General features: G+C 54.6%; 13 protein-coding genes. 9 read left to right on the forward strand and 4 right to left on the reverse strand.

All coding sequences use genetic code 11. The features are described 5' to 3' along the window. Positions 1 to 23: 23 nt before the first annotated feature. The 3 genes from IPN28_03870 to IPN28_03880 are packed head-to-tail and all read right to left on the reverse strand — an operon-like array spanning position 24 to position 3,595. Positions 24 to 1,343, reverse strand: a complete 1,320-nt coding sequence (locus tag IPN28_03870; protein QQS57963.1) for a TolC family protein — start codon at positions 1,341 to 1,343, stop codon at positions 24 to 26. 22 nt (positions 1,344 to 1,365) lie between these two features. Further along, positions 1,366 to 2,115, reverse strand: coding sequence for a hypothetical protein (locus tag IPN28_03875; GenBank protein ID QQS57964.1), 750 nt, complete (start codon positions 2,113 to 2,115; stop codon positions 1,366 to 1,368). A 13-nt stretch (positions 2,116 to 2,128) separates the two neighbouring features. Continuing rightward, positions 2,129 to 3,595: a hypothetical protein gene (locus tag IPN28_03880; GenBank protein ID QQS57965.1), complete on the reverse strand. Its 1,467-nt coding sequence runs from the start codon at positions 3,593 to 3,595 to the stop codon at positions 2,129 to 2,131. 197 nt (positions 3,596 to 3,792) lie between these two features. Between IPN28_03880 and IPN28_03885 the strand changes: the two genes are divergently transcribed. From IPN28_03885 to gcvPB, 9 genes are all read left to right on the forward strand, one after another. After that, entirely contained in the window at positions 3,793 to 9,576 is a 5,784-nt protein-coding gene (locus tag IPN28_03885; GenBank protein QQS57966.1) for a hypothetical protein, read from the forward strand. Positions 9,577 to 9,690: 114 nt separating this feature from the next. Then, positions 9,691 to 11,871: a type I secretion system permease/ATPase gene (locus IPN28_03890; protein ID QQS57967.1), complete on the forward strand. Its 2,181-nt coding sequence runs from the start codon at positions 9,691 to 9,693 to the stop codon at positions 11,869 to 11,871. Continuing rightward, positions 11,868 to 13,154, forward strand: a complete 1,287-nt coding sequence (locus IPN28_03895) for an HlyD family type I secretion periplasmic adaptor subunit (protein QQS57968.1) — start codon at positions 11,868 to 11,870, stop codon at positions 13,152 to 13,154. The genes IPN28_03890 and IPN28_03895 overlap by 4 nt, the downstream gene beginning before the upstream one ends. A gap of 109 nt (positions 13,155 to 13,263) precedes the next feature. Then, positions 13,264 to 14,370, forward strand: a complete 1,107-nt coding sequence (gcvT, locus tag IPN28_03900; GenBank protein ID QQS58529.1) for a glycine cleavage system aminomethyltransferase GcvT — start codon at positions 13,264 to 13,266, stop codon at positions 14,368 to 14,370. A gap of 52 nt (positions 14,371 to 14,422) precedes the next feature. Then, positions 14,423 to 14,800: a glycine cleavage system protein GcvH gene (gcvH, locus tag IPN28_03905; protein QQS57969.1), complete on the forward strand. Its 378-nt coding sequence runs from the start codon at positions 14,423 to 14,425 to the stop codon at positions 14,798 to 14,800. Then, positions 14,800 to 16,077, forward strand: a complete 1,278-nt coding sequence (gene gcvPA, locus IPN28_03910) for an aminomethyl-transferring glycine dehydrogenase subunit GcvPA (protein ID QQS57970.1) — start codon at positions 14,800 to 14,802, stop codon at positions 16,075 to 16,077. Before gcvH ends, gcvPA begins: the two co-directional genes overlap by 1 nt. Further along, entirely contained in the window at positions 16,074 to 16,550 is a 477-nt protein-coding gene (locus IPN28_03915; protein ID QQS57971.1) for a hypothetical protein, read from the forward strand. Before gcvPA ends, IPN28_03915 begins: the two co-directional genes overlap by 4 nt. 3 nt (positions 16,551 to 16,553) lie before the next feature. Next, positions 16,554 to 16,937, forward strand: a complete 384-nt coding sequence (locus tag IPN28_03920) for a hypothetical protein (protein ID QQS57972.1) — start codon at positions 16,554 to 16,556, stop codon at positions 16,935 to 16,937. A gap of 51 nt (positions 16,938 to 16,988) precedes the next feature. After that, on the forward strand, positions 16,989 to 18,497 hold the full coding sequence (gene gcvPB, locus IPN28_03925; protein ID QQS57973.1) for an aminomethyl-transferring glycine dehydrogenase subunit GcvPB: 1,509 nt from the start codon (positions 16,989 to 16,991) through the stop codon (positions 18,495 to 18,497). Positions 18,498 to 18,512: 15 nt separating this feature from the next. Here the strand turns inward: gcvPB and IPN28_03930 are convergent, their stop codons facing one another. After that, positions 18,513 to 18,935: a response regulator gene (locus tag IPN28_03930; protein ID QQS57974.1), complete on the reverse strand. Its 423-nt coding sequence runs from the start codon at positions 18,933 to 18,935 to the stop codon at positions 18,513 to 18,515. Positions 18,936 to 19,188: the final 253 nt, after the last annotated feature.

A 19,188-nucleotide genomic window follows, 5' to 3' on the forward strand; every position in this document is an offset into this window, starting at 1 on the left:
TATTTAGGCTTTTCCTCCTTTCGTTAACAGCTTTCACAAAAACCATGCTTGTCCAGAAATCCTATTTGACGTAACAAAGCATAGCTGTTTTTGATGAGCTTCAAATCGATTTCATATTGCCGGGTGCGCGAAGTAAAAAGCCGTTCCTCACCCTCAATCAGGCTCACGATATCTCCCTCGCCAAGCTCAAACTGCTCGGTGTTAAGGGCTTGAAGATCCGTATTGGCTTCGATCTCCTGTTGCAGGGTGCGGTGTTCGTTCTCAAGAGCCAAAATCTGATTATAAGCCACCTTGAGTTTTTGCATAACGTCACGCTGAACCCGTTCACGGCGGTAATCGACCTCGTTAAGCTGGCTTTCGATCTTGCCCTTGGAGGCGTCCCGGGCATAACCATCGAAAATCTTGTAGCTGACTTGAAGAAGGGCGATCGCGCTGCGGTCGCGTCCGACATCGCCCCCGGTATCGTGCGACTGGCTCATTTCTACGATCATATTGACGGTCGGAAGAAAGCGACCGTTAACGCTGTTCAACTGGTGTTCCAGCGCCTTTTTGTCGGAGGCATTCATAAGGAAATTGGTATTGTTCTCTTCCGCCAGTTTCTTGTACTGGTCCAGCTCGATCTGGACCAGATCGCCTACCTCAGGCAGCTTTGCCCGGAAATCGGGAAGTTTTCCTGTAAGAAACTCTAGGTCCGTCAAGGTATCGTGGAGCGCGGCCTGGGCGTTCTGGTAATCGGACTGGGCAAACGCTAGGCGGGACTCGGCATATTTCAATTTTGTCTTGCTCTCCGCTCCTGCCTCAACCATTAGGCTGATTTTATTGCCAATTTTTGTGAGTTTTCCGATGAAATCATCATACTCGTGCAAGGTTTTTTGCATTTTGTAGACTTCCATATAGGCTTCGATGGTTGTCTGGAGAATGCGCTCCTGAATCAAATCACTTTGAAGCTTGGAGGACTCTTGCAGCGTTTCGCGTCGCTTCACCTCTTCACGGCTGCTCGAGCCGTCATAAAGCAACTGGTTTGCGGAGAGTATAAACTCGGCGGAGGGGTTGGTGTTGCTCTTGCCGATAATCGCGTCCGGATCCACGAAATTCGCCGGGGCGTTATACTCCTCGCCCGCCTTGAGGGTAGCATCGATCTGCGGGTAGAGGATCGCCTCCGCTTCCTGTGTAGAAAATCCGGCCTGTTTTTCCTGTTCCAGCGCGATATTGATTTCAGGGTTATTATGCAGGGCAAACAGAATGGTGCTTTGCAACGACAACTCAAAGCCGCTCTCTTCGGCATGGGAGGCAGAAAAGCTCAGGAAGAGCAGAAGAAGTCCCAGAAAAGCATGTCTTGGCACCCTCGTAAGTCCGCAGATTGTTCTAGTTCTCATCGGCAGCCACCGATATTTTGAGCCAGTTATAACCGCTGTCGATCTCCTGCGGCTTCGAATATTCGACCTCGACCTGATGGGGCGCAACCTTTTCACGGATCAGGACGTTACGAACGTTCAGCGACCGCGCAAGGCTGATTTCACGCGATACAGACAGAGTCTGAGCATGAGGATTATCGCTGGTGATCAGCCGGAAAGCGAGAGGCCGCCCCTCTGCCTTCTGCAAAACTTGATCGAGATAGGCTTCGATGACGGCAATCGTTTGATCGGAGAGGTTCACATCATTCTTGTTATAAAGAATGACAAGGCTGTTATCCTCCTTGATCTCTGTTTTCTGGTCCGTTCCGGTTGTCATTTCACCGCGCACCTGCTCAAGAACCTTCTTAAGTTCCTCGACTTCCATGTTCAGAGCCGTGTTTTGTTGTTCAAGGGCTTGGTCTGCGTCTTGTTGTGGCTCGACATGAATATCCTCTTCAAGACTCGCTTTAAGCTCTTCAGGAGTAATTTTTCCCGCAAGAAGCTCTTCGATTTTCTTTTTCATCTCGGTTGAAACGGCCACATCGATCCGCTTCTGTGTTTCGGCCTCCATCTTCTTGCGGGATTGTGCATTAAGCGAATACATGACGAACGTGGTGATGAGGATAAAGAAAAGGAACATCATCAACACGGAAGAGAGGATATCGACAAACCCCGGCCAAGCTATGGCACCGGCATCGTCATCGCGGCGGTCTCCGGCCATATCAGTTTACTCCTCACGCTGCAGAGCCGTCCGGCCCGGGCTCCCGGCGCTTTTTGCTGCCGTTTGTTTCTTGATCTGGAAAAATAGACATATAGGTTCCGGTATTGCCTTGCCGGATTTCTTCAAGAATGGAATTCATTTCCCAGACCAGATTTGAAAGCGCGGCGGTATTATCGCCCTTCTGCCCGGTTTCACGAAGCTTCTGGACTTCGCTGACAAGATTGGCCTGAACCTGACTGAGCACCTGGAAAGTGGTGTTGACATCGTGCATTTGCTGGGTCAGTTGGCTTAAGCGGTTGATTTGCTGGAACGCGAGGTCTTCGCCCGTCGCTTTGGCATGAGACAGATGGCCGCTGATCTCGAAGAGGCTGTCTCTGATACTGGAGTTTAAGCGCAAAGAAGGGTCGATGCTCTGGGAGATATATTGCAGGGAATCCTTAACCGCCCCCATGCGCGCCCCCATGCGCTCGGTCGCCATGAAGATGTCTTTCTGGTAATCGTGAATTTTTTCGGTCTGGGCGATGCTTTTCTGCATGGCGTCGTTCGATCTAGACAGGGCAAGGGCGATCTGGCCCATCTTTTGGTTGCTTTTGGTCGAAAGATACACGAACCCGGCCAGCCAGGCTTTGAGATCGTCTGATTTCGGAACGTTCTGTCCCTTGGTCTTGTCCTGCAGATGCGGATTCAGCTTGGGAATCCGTAAATCGATCCAGCGACTGACCTCCTCGACGAAGTTATTCTGGGCATGACCGCCGAAGAAATTTAGAAAGCCAAGGAAAAGTGATCCCGCCAGACCGAACAGGGACGCACTGAAGGCAACCCCCATACCCTCAAGCGGCGCGGCAATTTTTTGTATAAAAGCGCCCAGATTGTCGCCGCCACCTGATTGGGACGGAGCATCGAAGGAATGGGAAACCTCCGACATGGCCTCCCCGACATCGTCGATGGCGTCCAAAAGCCCCCAAAATGTTCCGATCAGACCCATCATGACAAGAATACCTGAAAGATAGCTGACCACGTTCCGCTCGTGCCGCATACGGCTGCCGAATTTGGATTTGATCAGTCGGGCATCGTTATCGGTGAAGTTCATGTGCCCGTATACGGAGAGATTATCCAGAGCACCGTGCATATTCTGGATGTTCAGCATCGCCCCGTCGGAGTTAAGGCTTTTTTTAAGGCTCTCGATACTGTCGCGGTCCGTGTCGCTCGACTCCTCGGCCTTCTCGACTTTTTTCAAAAACCGCAAAGTCCGGTAGAGGTCGTAATTATTGGCAAAAGCTTTGTAAATCGCCCAGAAAATGATGAAAAAGATCGTGGCATTGAGTTGCGGTGCGGTCCAAAACCCCTCGTTGAGCCTTTCCCGAAGCATATACGAAACGACAAAGAAACCAGTCGTGCACAGCACCATAGAGGGGGTGATGAGTTGAAATAAAGACAGGTTAACGTTAGCGGATGAAGATCCTGAGGTATCTGATTTCATTGAAAATAATCGCGGAAGTGAATACGAACGTAAACACCTAATCATAGGTCCGATATACTTGAAACACAAAGATAAACCGCCACTTTTCCCCAGTTTTAAACCCCTGGCAGGGTATAAAATCCTAAAATTAACATAAAATTTAACTTATCGGCCTAAAATGGGAGGGTAGAGTTTAACCGGATTTAAGGATTCATCCGATGATCAACCTCGTAGACGCCTCAATGCCCGGCCCGTCTGAGCAGAAAGTCCTGCACGTCCGTCCAGGCGATACGATTGATTTTAAAGAAATAGTTTTGGAAAAAACCTACGTGGACATCATCGGTCCCGACGTAATCCTGACGAACAGCGAAACAAAAGCAAAAATCATTTTTCCTGGTCTGGGCCTGATTCTTTTTTCAGCCGAAGAAGCGCCGCAAATGCTGGTCAACGGGGAGGTAATGACCCCGGCGGAGCTGCTGAGCAAAATAGGCCGCGTTCACAACATCACGACAGAAGATTATTTAAGCTTTACCAGCATCGACCTCGATGAGGGCGCATCAGACGGGGAGCAGTCGCTCGAAGAGGGAGAAATTATTATCCAGGAAGAACTGGCCATGGTGTTGGTCAGGGGGCAGCCGCAGAAGGATGCAACCGACCCTGAAACGGCCCGCGAGGAACTGGAGGAAATCGAAGCGCTGCTGGATTACCGTTCGACAGTTCATGATGATGCCTTTGGCACGCCCTACCTGCTGCCCCTCAAAGTCTCCCTCGATAAAAGCTCAAGCCAGCAAAGGCCGGAGGAGGTTGACCCGAACCTTAACAATTTGGCACGAACAGTTTTTGATTTTGATACGAGGATGCTTCAACTCGCCTCTGTAGATCCTGCGGCGGGCGCAGATGTCCATGGCGGCGGTGGGTCCGAGCTTGCGGCCTTCGATCCCGGCGCCAATCCGCAATATTTCGGACAGGAAACGATCGATAAATCCGGAGACAATTCGGGCCTGGTGATCTATGCGGATAACCCGGATTTCTTCGACGACTCGCACGGCGCCCGCAACATCCAGATTTCTCCGAACCTTCCGGACGACTTCGACGTCACGGAAGTAAAACTGACTATCCAGAACATCGTGGGCACGGTCACTCCCTCCGATTTCTCGGTGTTCGGCGTTCTGGACGATGGGACGGGCTTTAACGAGATCGCTGCAGCGTTTAATCCGGCAACCGGGACGTTCACAATTCCGGCGGCCTCAATCCAACTCGACGGCCGCGGCGATATCAACCTTGTTCTGGTGTATGATCAGGCCTTCGCAGGGGATACGTTTGAAATCCTCATAGAGTCGACGGCGGAGTTCGATTTCCTGAGCGGCGGAACTGTCCCGGAAAACCCGATCCAGACGGAAACCCTCACACGCACGGTCAAATTCACCAATGACTACGCCAGCGAAGGCGGCGGGTTTGACTGGTATCTGGAAACCACGCCGAACGATACCCGCATTTTTTCAGGCAGCGGCGATGATACAATTTACGGCGGCATGGGAAGGGATTTTATTGAAACTAACGGCGGCGATGATACGGTCTACGCCGACTCCGGCGATGGAGCCGGAGACGATGAGATTGACGGCGGCGAGGGTGGAGAAACGACAGGCGATACGGTGATTTACACGGGTCGCCTGGAGGCGATCAGCGTCGATCTCGGCGCAGGGGGAGCCGTGGCGGACGGCAGCGGCTTTTACGATGTGACCGTCGGCGTAGCCGGAGAAACCGATAAGGTCAAGAATATAGAAAATATCTCGGGCGGCTCTGGCGACGACACAATAATTGGCGACAATGACGCATTTGGAAACATTTTATCGGGAGGAATCGGTGACGACCTGCTCATGGGCGGCCTCGGCAACGATACGCTGACGGGCGGAAGCGGCACCGACACACTCAGTTACGCCTACATCACGGGCGCCGGCGCGGGAATCACGATCGATTTGTCGGCAGCATCTGTGAATGCGGGAGCGGGCGACGTCGATACGATTGGCGACCTCTTCGAACACCTCACTGCGACCAGCCGCGATGACACGATTATCGGAAACACGCAGAACAACGACATCGACGGCGGCGGCGGCACGGATACGGTCAGTTACGCCGGACGCGCCGGAACGGGCGGATTGACAGTAGATTTCAGTGTCCTTGATATTGACGGGATGTCCGTCCTGACCTTCGGCAGCATCGCCGAGCAGGACCGCCTGATCCGGATTGAAAACCTGACCGGAACCGGGCAGGGGGACACGGTAACAGGCGATGCCGCGAACAACATCTATCTCGGCTTGGCCGGAAATGACACGATCAGCGGCGGCGTGGGCGCTGACACGATCGACGGCGGGGCGGACAACGACACCCTGAACGGCGATGCCGGGGACGACAGCATCAGCGGAGGTGCGGGCATAGATGTCATAGATGGTGGTGCAAATACGGCCATTGGCGACACTGTAGATTATAGCGGCGAGTCGGGCATCCTCGACGCCAATTTGACCACGGGCGTAGTATCGGCAGACGGCGCAGGCAGCACGGACACTGTCACGAATATCGAAAACGTGCGCGGCGGCAGCGGCACCAACACGATCCGCGGCAGCGCGGCAGACAACGTCATGACCGGCGGCGCCAGCACAGATAATTTCTATGGTTCTCTGGGCAGCGACACCTACACCGGAAACGGCGGATCGAACACGCTCGATTATTCCGAGCTTTCATCGGGCAACATTGACGTCCGCTGGAACGGGGCTACAAACACGGTCAATAAGGGCGCAGGGGGAACAGACAGTTTCACAGGTGTGCAAACCATTAACGGCAGCATTCTCGCCACAGACACCCTGACCCTTCTGGTCGCGGGCCTGACGGTGCAGAGCTCTGGCGCTTACTTCTCTCCCGATGCTCTGGCAACCTTGATCGGCGTTGAAAATGTCGAGGGTTCGACCGGAGCGGACACCATCCACGCAATGAACACGGGAACAACCGACAACACCATCAACGGCAACGGCGGCAACGATATTATCTACGGCGGCGATGGCAATCACACTTTGGACGGAGGTCTGGGAACGGACACGCTGCGCTTCGGCACGGCCTCGGCTATCGCCTTTAACCTCAGCACATCCACGGCGGTCTTTGCTACTTATACCAACGGCTTTTCCGGATTCGAGGAATACTATCTCGGTTCGGCGGGCGATACCGTCACGGGGTCCGCAGGTAATGACGGCCTAGTTCATGGTGAAGACGGAAACGACACCTTCCAGGTCAGTGCGGGAATCGACTCCTTCGACGGGGGAAATAATACGGATACCTATGAGTTTCTCGGCGCGGCAGGTGCCATCAACGTCAACATGACCCTCGGCAGCAATCAGGTGATCGACGACGGGTTCGGCAACACGGAAACGATCACATCCATAGAAAATATCTCGGGCACGAACCTGGCCGACACGATCACCGGCAGCACGGTTGCAAACACGCTGCTCGGGCGCGACGGCAACGATATCCTCAGCGGCGATGCGGGAGACGACACGATCAGCGGCGGCAACGATGATGATACCATTAGCGGCGGCGCGGATAACGACACCCTGAACGGCGATGCCGGGGACGACACCATCAGCGGCGGTGCAGGCGTGGATGTGATCGACGGCGGTGCGAATACAGCCATGGGCGATACCGTGGATTACAGCGCGGAAAGCGGCGCCGTGACGGTCAACCTGACGACGGGCGTGGTGTCTGCTGATGGCACGGGCAGCACGGATACAGTAAGCAACATCGAGAACGTGCGCGGCGGCAGTGCCACCAACACGATAACGGGGAACGCCTCGAACAACGTGATTACGGGCGGCGCCAGCACCGATAACTTCTTCGGCTCTCTGGGCAACGACACCTATACCGGCAACGCGGGAAGCAATACCCTGAATTATTCCAGCTTGTCCTCCGGCAATATCGACGTGCAGTGGAACGGTGTAGGCAACACGATTATCAAGAGCGCAGGGGGAACGGACAGTTTCACGGGCGTCCAGATCATCAACGGCACGGCCCTGACCACCGACCGTCTGACGCTGCTGACGGCGGGTCTGACCGTTCAGGCCTCCGGCGCCTATTTCTCTCCAGATGCTTTGGCAACGCTCATCGGCGTGGAACGGGTCGAAGGCTCGGCAGGTTCGGACACGATCTTCTCGATGAGTGGCGCAGGCGTCAACAACACTATCAACGGCAACGCAGGCGATGACATCATTTACGGCGGTAACGGCACCCATACGCTGAACGGTGGCTCGGGCGGCGAAACGCTGGGCGATCAGTTGGTCTTCACGACAGCCTCCAACATGACCTTTAACCTCTCCACATCGACCGCGGTGTTTGGCGGATTCACCAATACCTTCGCGGCCTTCGAACGCTACCAGCTCGGCAACGGCACGAACACGATCACGGGGTCTGCGGCGGCGGACGGGCTGGTCAGAGGCGGAACGGGCAGCGACACCTTCAACGCCAGCACCGGAGCCGATCAATTCGACGGCGACGGCGGGACCGATACCTACAATTTCGCCTCCACGACCAACGGCGTAACGGTCAATCTCCTCCTCGGCAGCAATCAGGTGACGAACGACGGCTACGGCAACATTGAAACGATCTCCAATGTCGAGAACATCACCGGATCGGGATTTGTAGACAATATTACCGGTAGCGCCGTTGCCAACACTTTGATCGGCAATAACGGCAATGACATCCTGAACGGAGACGCGGGTAACGACAACATCCAGGGCGGTAACGGCGACGATATCATCGACGGCGGCGCCGACAACGACACGATTGATGGCGGCGCTAACAACGACACGATTGCAGGCGGCGACGGCGACGACAGTATCGTCGGGGGCACAGGCAACGATACCATTGACGGCGGCACAAATACAGCCGTAGGGTCGGCCTCCGGTGGCGACACGGCCAACTACAGCGCGGCGACGACACTCGTGACCGTCGACCTCCAGACGGTCGGTGTGAATGCAACCGGAACGACCATCGGCAACGATACCCTCACGAATATCGAAAACGTTTCCGGCGGAACGGGCAATGATATCATCCGCGGCGATGGCAATTCCAACAGGTTCGTCGGTAATAACGGCAACGACTCCCTGAATGGCCGCGGCGGCAATGACTTCCTGTTCGGGAGCGCCGGGGACGATACCCTGATCGGGGGCGCCGGGAACGACAGGCTGGACGGCGGCACGAACTTCGATACGGTGGATTACTCAACCGCAGCGGGCGCCATTACCGTAAACCTGGTGACAGGGGCCGTCAGCAACGACGGGGACGGCGGTGCCGACACACTAGTCGCCATTGAATCCATCATCGGGACAACGGGCAATGACACGGTCTCCAGCGCTCACAGCAACTATACCCTAAGCGGCGGAACAGGAACCGATACGCTCAACTACGCCTTCACGACGCAGGGCATAACAGCCAATCTCAGCGGCCTCGGAGCGGTCATCACCGGAACCATCAACAAGACCAACGGCGCCGCCGTAACCACCGACAGCGTCACCAACTTCGAAAGCTTCGTCGGCGGCAGTGGCAACGATATCTTCACCTTCAACACCGACGCAATGATCGACGGATCGCCGCTTCTGGGCACCGTGAGCGGGGGAACCGGAACCGACCGCCTGAACATCAATAACAGCCTGTCCGGCAATAACCTGACCGCCAACAACATCAGCGGTACGACGATTGCGGGAATCTTCAGCAATATCGACGAACTCAACCTCACCGGGGCGACCGTGAACGGCAACTATGACGGCGCGGACTACACCCTCTCCAACGATGCCGACGACTTCGACCTGACGCAGGCCAACGTCGAGGCGCTGGTCGGTGTGGGCGGAACGCTGGCCCTGACGGTCAGCTCCACCTTCGACCTCTTCATCAGCGGCGCGACCAATGCCGGCGGCGGCGTCTACCAGTGGGGCGCGACCACCGTCAACGTCACGGCGGTCTAAAACCGCAGGGACAACTTGCCGCGCCGCGTTGTGGGCATAAGCCTTTTCTGCTAACCTCAGGACAGTAAATCGACGGCAATGTGTAACGGCGGTTTCACGCCGCATTTTCCATTTATGACAACGATGACGACTAAAGAACGGGCGAAGGACAAGCCCCGCACACCGCCGCAGGTGGAGGTAAAAACAAGCCTCGATCCGCTGCTGGAATGTTTTCGCTATACGCTCTCCTTGCAGGGCATGACGCCGGACCTTCAGTCCCTGACGGACTCCCTTCCTCAAACAGGGGAAGTCTTCGAACCCTCCGACCTCCAGCGCCTCGCCGAAAAAATGAATGTCTCGGCCCGCATCAAGAAAATCCCCTTCGGCCTTCTGCAGGAATTGGTGACACCTGTGATACTGCTTCTTCAGGACCGTAAGGCGGTGGTCTATCTCCCCGGCGGCGACGAACCCGGAAAACTCTTCGCCTCGGACACGGGCCTTGCAGCAGGAAATCTGGAAAATCTTCGCAACGCCTATCTCGGTCACGCGATTTTGGTAACGCCGAAGGGAAAAGATCAAGAAAAAACCGAGCATATGTGGAAGCAAGGCGCCATCGACTGGTTTTGGGCGCCGATCAACGCCTATTGGCAGGGCTACGCGGAAATTATTGTCTGCTCTCTGTTCATCAATCTCTTTATCATCGCCATGCCGCTTTTTACGATGAATGTCTATGACCGTGTGGTTCCAAACTTCGCGGTCGAAACCCTTCAGGTTCTGACCATCGGCATCACGCTGGCCTTTATTTTCGATTTCCTCTTTCGCACAATCCGCGCCCATATCCTTGAAAAAATCGCCGCAAAACTCAGCGTCAAATTCGACCGCGACCTGATGGCGCACCTGATAGACCTTCCGCCTGAAGCCATGAGCCTTTCGATCGGCGAAAAGGCGAACATCTTTAAGGAGCTTCAGGGCTTAAGGGATTTCTACTCAACCCGCCTCGTTCCGGCCTTTGTAGACCTGCCCTTTACTTTGCTTTTCCTGATCGTGATTTACCTGATTGCCCCGTCGGTGAGCTTCGTTCCCGTTCTGGGGATTATCATGATTCTGGGGCTGCAGATGGGTGTGCAATCTCTCCTGACCCGCCGCACGAAGGAAATGTTCTCCTCCTCTCAGTCGAAATCCGCCGTGATGGTCGAAATGCTGGGTGGGTTGCAGACGATCCGTATGTTTGGCGCAGGGGGCGCCCGCCTGCGCCGCTGGCACGATGTCTCCGAACGCTCGGCCAACAGCACAAAACGCAATCAATCCGTCATGAACGCGGCGGCAAATATTTCGAATCTCGTTATGACGCTCGTCAATATTTTTGTCGTCTTTTTCGGGGTCTATGCAATACAGGCTGGAGATCTCAGCGTCGGCGGCCTGATCGCGGTCACCATCCTCGCAGGCCGCGCCATCGCCCCCGTCACAGGAGTTGCGGCCGTAGTCTCAAGGCTCAGGCAGTCCCGCGATGTCCTCAAGATGATCGACAGCATCTTCTCGGTTCCCGTTGAAGGCGACCGCGCCGCGAACATCAGTGCCAAGGGGCCATTCACGGGCCGTATGGAACTCCAGAACGTCTCCTATAAGTACAAGGGCCAGAGCCTCGCGGCGGTGCAGGGCATAAACCTGAACATCAGCGCGGGAGAAAAAATCGGCCTCATCGGCCAGACCGGAGCAGGAAAATCAACCCTCGCCTTTCTGCTTGCCGGATTGATCCACCCGCAGACGGGAACGATCCTCTATGACGGTTTCGCGCACGACACCATCCTGTCCGCAGAACTCCGCCGCTCCATCGGCTATGTCCCCCAGAAATCCTTTTTCTTCTCCGGCACGATCCGCGACAACATCCTGATGGGCGCCGAAGACCTCACCGAACACGACTTCGCGCAGGCCGCCGAACTCTCCGGCTTAAATATGTACATCCACCAGACCGGGCAGGGCTTCGACACTGAAATCGGCGAGGGCGGGATCAGGCTGTCCGGCGGGCAGCAGCAGGCCATCGCGCTGGCCCGCGCCATGATCCGCGATCCCTCCATCCTGATTTTCGACGAGCCGACAACGGGCATGGACAACCTGCTCGAACAGCAAATCCACCAGAATTTGAAAACCTATTTGCGGAACAAAACTTTTATCATGGTGACCCACCGCACGACCCTCCTGCCTCTGGTCGAGCGCCTGATCCTCCTGACCAAGGGCCGACTCGCCGCCGATGGCCCGCGGGATGAAGTCCTGCGCCGTTTGGGCGCTCAACCGGGGCAATTCGGGGAACGCGCATGACTGAATTCAGGCTCGATAACTTTGACTCGGACAACTGGAACTACCGGCCCTTGCTCTATGCGGTCATCGCGTTGCTTCTATGCTTCCTCGCCTGGGCGGCCTTATCCCAGATCGACCAGCAGGTCCGTGCTACCGGGCGTATTATCCCCTCCGGTCAGGCCAAGCTGATTCAGCATCTCGAAGGCGGCATCGTGGATCAAATTCTTGTCAAGGAAGGCCAGCGCGTCCAGCAGGGCGATCCGCTCTTTCAGGTCCGCAACCAGAGCGCATCCTCGGAGCTGGAGGGCAGCCGCATCGCTCTGCAGGCGCTCGATATCCGCACAAAACGCTTGCAGGCCGAACTGGACGGAGAGGAGGAATTTTCAGTCGAAGAGCAGAAAGCGGGGGAGGGCTTGGAGGAAATTGCCAGGAACGAAGCTCTCCTTTTTAAATCCCGTATGCAGGCCTACAAGGAAAAAGTCGGCGTTTTCAAGGAGCGCGAAAACCAGAAAACTCTCAAGCTCGATGAATTGAAGGGCCAACTCGGCAACTTGCAGGCGGAAAGAAAAATCGCGCAGGATCAGCACGCGATAAACGAAAAACTCAAACGCTCGGGCGCGATCTCCGAGTCGCGCTATCTCGATTCAAAAAGCCGTATAGGCGACTTCAACACCCGCATCGGCAGCATCGATAAAATGATTCCGGTGACGCAGGCGGAACTCGAAGAGGTCAAACAGCAGACCAAGGAGCTCGCCGAGCGCCTGAAAACCGAAATCCTCGATGAAATGAACAAGGTCGAACTCGACCGCCAGAAATTGCAGGAGAAAATCAAGGCCGACCGCGATCAGGTGGACCGCACCGCGCTCTCCGCTCCGGTGACCGGACTGGTCAATAAGCTTTACGTCAACACGCTGGGCGGCGTCGTCAAGCCGGGTTCCGTGCTTGCTGAGATCATCCCCCTGGAGGATAGCCTGATCGTCGAGGCGCGGATGCAGACCAAGGACCGCGGACTGGTCTGGAACGGCCTTCCGGCCAGCGTCAAAATCTCGGCCTACGACTCGACTGTGTATGGAACACTCAAAGGTACAATCACAGAAATCAGTGCCGATAGCCTGACCGATGACTCCGGCGCGGTCTTCTACCGTGTCAAAATCACCCTCGACCCCGACTCGGTGAAGGGCTTCGAACCCATCTTCCCCGGCATGAGCGTAGAGGCGAATATCCTTTCCGGTAAAACGTCAGTATTGCGCGCAATCTTTAAGCCGCTTTTACGCCTGCAGCAGAATGCCCTGCGCGAACCCTGACGCTATGCACAAAAGATTCCCTGTGGGAATCGCTTTTTTCTCTTAAAGTCGCGGCGAACATTTGCTATGGCTAAAGCAGTTCATTGATATCGCGGGAGAGACCATGACCCTGAAAACCGCCCTGCATGACGCGCACGTGGCGCACGGAGCCAAAATGGGTCCGTTCGCTGGATACGATATGCCTCTTTACTACAAGGAGGGCGTCCTTAAGGAGCATGAGTGGGTTCGCGCTTCGGCGGGTATCTTTGACGTCTCCCACATGGGACAGGTCATTATGGAGGGGCCGGGGCTGGCGACCTTTCTCGAAAAAATCACGCCATCCGCTTTTCAGAACAAACAATTCGGCCGCGCCCAGTACACGGTGCTGACTAACGAGGAGGGCGGCATCGTTGACGACCTCATCATCACCCGTCTGGAGGAGGAGAAATTCTTCATCGTGGTCAATGCCGGCTGTAAGGAAAAGGACATCGCCTGGATCAAGAACCAGATGCCCAAGGCCATCACGCTGGATTATCTGGCCGACCGCAGCCTGATCGCCGTGCAAGGCCCGAAGGCCGAGGCGGTAATCAGTGAACTCTTCGGTGTCGATACGTCCGACCTCCCCTATATGTTCATCATGCCGGATATAGAAATTATGGGCGAGAGCGTGCATATTTCACGCTTGGGCTATACGGGAGAAGACGGCTTTGAACTCAGCGTGCCGAATGAAAAGGCTCTGGATGTTTGGAACAAGCTGGCCGGCCATAAATCCGTCAAACCGATTGGCCTCGCCGCACGTGATTCTCTACGCCTGGAAATGGGCTACTGCCTGTACGGGCACGATATCGATGGCGCCACGTCACCCGTCGAAGCCGACCTTGGCTGGGTTATGAGCAAGACGAATAGCGATTTTATTGGTGCAAAACGCGTACTCAAGGAAAGGGACGGCGGCCCCTCACGCTTGCGTGTGGGCGTGAAGCTAAACGATCCCGGCGTTGCCCGCGAAGGATCGGAAATCTTTAATGAAAAGGGCGAAAAAATCGGAACCCTGACCAGCGGCGGCCCGTCCCCGACCCTGAAAATCTCGATCGGGCAGGGCTACATCCAATCGGGCTTTGCCAAGCCAGGCCAGAAAATCTTCGTGGACGTCCGGGGCCGCAAACTGGCCGCGGAGGTGGCGGATATGCCATTTTTAAAGCCTAAAACCAAATCTATGAAAAAGAAGGATGCAGCATAAAAAGCTGGATCGGACTGTTGAACTTGTTATTTCTCTAAAAAAAGAGGTGAGTATGAGCGCTCTAAAATACACCAAGGACCATGAATGTATCTTCGTAAAAGACGACATCGTCTGGATCGGGATTACCCCTTACGCACAGGATGCTTTGGGAGATCTCGTATTTGTGGACCTCCCGGAAATTGGTAAAAAGGTCGCCAAGGGCGGCGATGTCGCGGTTATCGAATCCGTAAAGACGGCGGCGGAAGTATACTCTCCTGTCCCCGGCGAAGTGGTGGAAGTGAACAAGGCCATGACGGGTGAACTCGACCTGATCCGCAAACCTGTAAACGACAATGGCTGGATCGTAAAGGTCAAAGTCACCGACAAGGGCGCCTTGGCCGAATTGATGGACGAAGCCGCGTATAATGAATACCTGAAAGGACTCTCCTGATGCGTTATCTGCCGCTGACCAACAACGCCCGCCAGTCGATGCTCAAAAGCATCGGCGTAAAGGATGTCGATGCCCTCTACAGGGATATTCCCAAACAGGCTTTCATCAAGGGGCGGGCAGACCTCCCTCTGCATAAGGGGGAGCTAGAGGTGGAGCGTCTCATGGGGTCTTACGCCAATCAGAATACGGCGGCTCCTGATGGTCCTTTCTTTCTCGGAGCGGGAACCTATTACCATCACGTCCCCTCAACCGTGGATTACATCATCCAGCGCTCCGAATTTCTGACCGCCTACACACCCTACCAGCCCGAAATCGCGCAGGGAACCCTGCAGGTCATCTTCCAGTACCAGACGATGATCAGCCGCCTGACCGGGCAAGATATTGCCAACGCCTCCATGTACTGCGGCTCCACGGCTCTCTCCGAAGCGGCGCTGATGGCTATGCGCCTGACCAAGCGCAAAAAAATCGCGGTCGGGACGCCCCTGCATCCCCATTACCGCGACGTCCTTAAATCCTATATGGGCAACTTTGATGATGTGGTAATCGAAGATGCCGAACCCGATGAGCAGGCAGCCTGCGTCATCGTCCAGTCGCCGGATTTCTTCGGAACGCCCCACAAGTATGACAAATGGCGCAAGCTCTGCGACAAAACCGGAGCGCTTCTGGTTGTATTGGTCACGGAAATCGTTTCGCTTGGACTTCTTCCACCCCCGGCAGAAGCCGATATTGTCTGCGGCGAGGCCCAGTCGATCGGTCTGGCCATGGGCTTTGGCGGCCCGCATCTGGGATTTTTCGCCTGCAAGGAAGCCTACCTTCGGCAAATGCCCGGGCGCCTGTGCGGTATGACCGAGGACGCGGACGGACGGCGCGGCTTCGTGCTCACCCTCTCGACCCGCGAGCAGCATATCCGCCGCGATAAGGCGACATCGAACATCTGCACCAATCAAGGCTTATGTGCCTTGGCCTTCACCGTTCATCTGGCGTTGCTGGGCGAGGACGGGTTCAAGCGTCTGGCCCGACTGAACCATGAAGCGGCGTGCCGACTGTCTGACACATTATCGGCCATCAAAGGGGTTAAGATCGAAAACGAATCGTTCTTCAACGAATTTGTAATCGAACTGCCAAAGCCTTCCAACCCCGTTGTCCAAAAACTGGCGAAACAGGGAATTATTGCAGGATATCCTCTGCAGGGGAACAAACTGCTCGTGGCGGCCACAGAAATGACTACGGATGAGGATAATGCAACGTTCGCCAAGGCCTTGAAAGAGAGTCTATGAAATTAAAAACGCTCGTTGCCGTTGTCCTTTTTATCCTTTGCGGGGCTAACGTCGCGCAAGCAGAGAAAGCTTGTACGCAGATGTGGTGTCAGGAGGGCACGACCGTCAATCTGAAGTCCGATACGTGGCCGCCGGGAAACTACGAATTCGTGATCACGGCCGACGACCGGACAGTAACCTGCAAATCCACCCTTCCCTTCAAAGCTTGCGAAGGCAACACGAACTGTGACGGGGAGGGCGTGACGATCGGCGAGTCCGGCTGCGCCCTGCCTCCGGAAGCGCATAGCTTTCACGCAATCATGCTTCCTGCTATTCCCGAGAACATCAAAATCGTGGTGACCCACGAAAGCGGCAAAACTTTTTCCTATCAAACCCCTTTAGAAAAAAACTGCTTTTTTCCGAACGGTGAAGGTTGTGATCCCAAACAATGCTGCTCGGCCATGCAGGACTTGATCTTGGATTGGAAGGAATAGCGCATGAGTTCATACCAAGGGTTCATACTCTTCTTGCTTGGTATCCTGACAGGCCTATCTTTATTTGGTGCTGTAAGCTTTTTTAGCCTAGGCGACACAGGTAAAAAGCTTCTCCGCTGTGAAGCGGACAACAGAGAGATAAAGATAGGACTGATTATCAATGAACGCAACCGAACCGTGACCTTGGAAGGAAAAGACATATCGTACGAAAACATTAAGACTTTTTCTGACTCCTTAATCTATGCAAAATGGAGCCATAGCAAAGGATATACGGAAATAAATCTGGATCGTTTAACCGGTGTTCTGGAAGTAACTGAAACTTCAAAAAACGCATCAAAAAAAGAATACAAGAAATTCGACTGTGCACATATAACACAAAAATTTTAGGAGTAAGTCAAAGTGAGCGCGGAAGCAAAAATAACGAAGGCAATAGAACAAATGCAAAATATACCCGGGAAAACGGCCCTAGAGAACAAGGGTCTTCATTATGAGGAAAACCTTCTCTGGGAAAAGGAGTTCAGCGACCGTCCGGGCGTTGATCTTCCTGAGTCGAAAGGAACAGCCCTCCGCACGGGATCAAATGAACGCACGCGGGTCGGCCTTCCGCAACTCAGTGAGCCGCAGGTTCTTCGGCATTTTGTACGAATGAGTACATGGAATTTTTCGATCGACCACGGGTTTTTCCCGCTCGGTTCCTGCACGATGAAACACAACCCGCGCCTGAACGAAAAAGTTGCTCGAATGAAGGGATTCGCCCATATTCACCCGATGCAACCGGAAAGCACGGTGCAGGGCGCTCTAAAAGTCCTCCACGAACTCCAGAATTGGCTCGCTGAACTCACGGGCTTGTCCGGCGTGTGTCTGGCTCCGGCGGCAGGCGCACACGGGGAATTAGCAGGCATGATGACTATTCGCCGCGCCCACGAGCTAAAAGGGCAGGGACACCGTAAAATTGTTCTCACGCCCGATTCTTCGCACGGCACCAACCCGGCAACGGCGGCCATGTGTGGCTACGAGGTCAGAAACATTCCAACAAAAGACACAGGGCGACTGACGGTCGAAGCCTTCAAAAAGGCTCTTTTCGAAACCGATCCCAAAGGGGCAGACATTGCCGGAATGATGGTCACCAACCCCAACACCTGCGGGCTTTTTGAAACCGATATCATCGAAATGGCCGATCTGCTGCATAAGGCTGGGGGTTATTTCTATTGCGACGGCGCGAACTTCAACGCGCTTGTCGGCAAGGTCCGCCCGGGCGATTTCGGTGTGGATGTCATGCACATCAATCTTCACAAAACGTTCTCGACGCCGCACGGCGGCGGCGGTCCAGGTTCGGGGCCGATCTGCTGTACGCCTGAACTGGCCAAGGCGATGCCGGTGCCGACTGTCATTAAGGACGGCGAGACATATAGGCTGGAAACGGAACAGGATCGCCCGGAAACCTTGGGGCGTTTGAAAGCCTTTCAGGGCCAGTTCGGAATGCATGTGCGCGCACTGACATACATGTTCTCCCACGGCGCAGACGGACTGAAGCAGGTCTCAGAAGACGCGGTTCTTAACGCCAACTATATCCTCAGTCAGCTCAAAAACGATTACCACGTCCCCTTCGAAGGGCCGTGTATGCATGAATGCCTGATCACAGATAAGACCCAGAAGGAATCCGGCGTCACGACCCTTGATATCGCCAAGGGTCTGATTGAACGCGGCTTCCATCCGATGACCGTTTATTTCCCGCTCGTTCTCCCCGGTACGATGCTTATCGAGCCGACGGAAACCGAAAGCAAGGACTCACTCGATCGCTTCATTACGGTCATGAAAAATTTCGCGGCCGACATACGCTCTGGAGAGACGGACGTTTTCCATGATTACCCTCTGTCTTCGCCGCGCCGCAGGCTCGACGAGGTCCAGGCGGCTCGAAACCCGATCCTGAAATGGAATGACTCCTGATAGGCTATCAGAGCCTCAGTCAACATCTTTGTTGTTGTGGTAATGAAGGACCGTATCCACGATTATGCTGATCAGCAAAGTGGGGTCTTTCTCATGCTTTGACAGGCAGCGCGAGATATTCAGCTTATCGCACTCATCCTTGGAAATTTTCCGCATATCCAGACCGGTGAGAAGAATGACAGGGGTCGTGATGCCCATCAGCCGTATTTCGCGCACAACATCAAGCCCGGATTTCCCCTGATCAAGTTTATAGTCCACGATATAGATATCGTGAATGTTCTTCTTCATCTCCCGGAGTCCGTCCTCGAAAGACCCGGCCCAGTCCATCTTGTGTCGGAAATCGCGCCCGGTTTCCAGACTCATCTGGGTCAGGACAAAATCCGTTTCCGAATCGTCGATCATAAGGATTTTTGTAATATCTTCTTCGGTATGTGTCACCAGGACATCCCAGAGTATAATTGACCACAGAAACCAACGCAGAAGACAAGGTGAGGCGAACCAATCCAGCCTACCTTTCCATTATAACTTTTAATTGCATTGAACAAAGCAATTCTTTTTGAAAAGACGAAGAACATGAAATTTATGCTGGTTTTTGGCTTTTTTTTGGTGTAGTAACGGCTATTCCCTAAAAATTGATCCTATAAAACGGCAAGAGCCGCCGCGACACAGGTCAATGAAGGGTAAAATAAAG

The sequence above is a fragment of the Alphaproteobacteria bacterium genome (assembly GCA_016699735.1).
In the GTDB taxonomy this organism is placed as follows: domain Bacteria; phylum Pseudomonadota; class Alphaproteobacteria; order Micavibrionales; family Micavibrionaceae; genus JAGNKE01.

Excerpts from the sequence above, each read along its gene's own strand:
- IPN28_03875 (QQS57964.1), bottom strand. The coding sequence starts at position 2,115 with ATGGCCGGAGACCGCCGCGATGACGATGCCGGTGCCATAGCTTGGCCG.
- IPN28_03880 (QQS57965.1), bottom strand. The coding sequence starts at position 3,595 with ATGAAATCAGATACCTCAGGATCTTCATCCGCTAACGTTAACCTGTCT.
- IPN28_03885 (QQS57966.1), top strand. The coding sequence starts at position 3,793 with ATGATCAACCTCGTAGACGCCTCAATGCCCGGCCCGTCTGAGCAGAAA.
- IPN28_03890 (QQS57967.1), top strand. The coding sequence starts at position 9,691 with ATGACAACGATGACGACTAAAGAACGGGCGAAGGACAAGCCCCGCACA.
- IPN28_03895 (QQS57968.1), top strand. The coding sequence starts at position 11,868 with ATGACTGAATTCAGGCTCGATAACTTTGACTCGGACAACTGGAACTAC.
- gcvH (QQS57969.1), top strand. The coding sequence starts at position 14,423 with ATGAGCGCTCTAAAATACACCAAGGACCATGAATGTATCTTCGTAAAA.
- gcvPA (QQS57970.1), top strand. The coding sequence starts at position 14,800 with ATGCGTTATCTGCCGCTGACCAACAACGCCCGCCAGTCGATGCTCAAA.
- IPN28_03915 (QQS57971.1), top strand. The coding sequence starts at position 16,074 with ATGAAATTAAAAACGCTCGTTGCCGTTGTCCTTTTTATCCTTTGCGGG.
- IPN28_03920 (QQS57972.1), top strand. The coding sequence starts at position 16,554 with ATGAGTTCATACCAAGGGTTCATACTCTTCTTGCTTGGTATCCTGACA.
- gcvPB (QQS57973.1), top strand. The coding sequence starts at position 16,989 with ATGCAAAATATACCCGGGAAAACGGCCCTAGAGAACAAGGGTCTTCAT.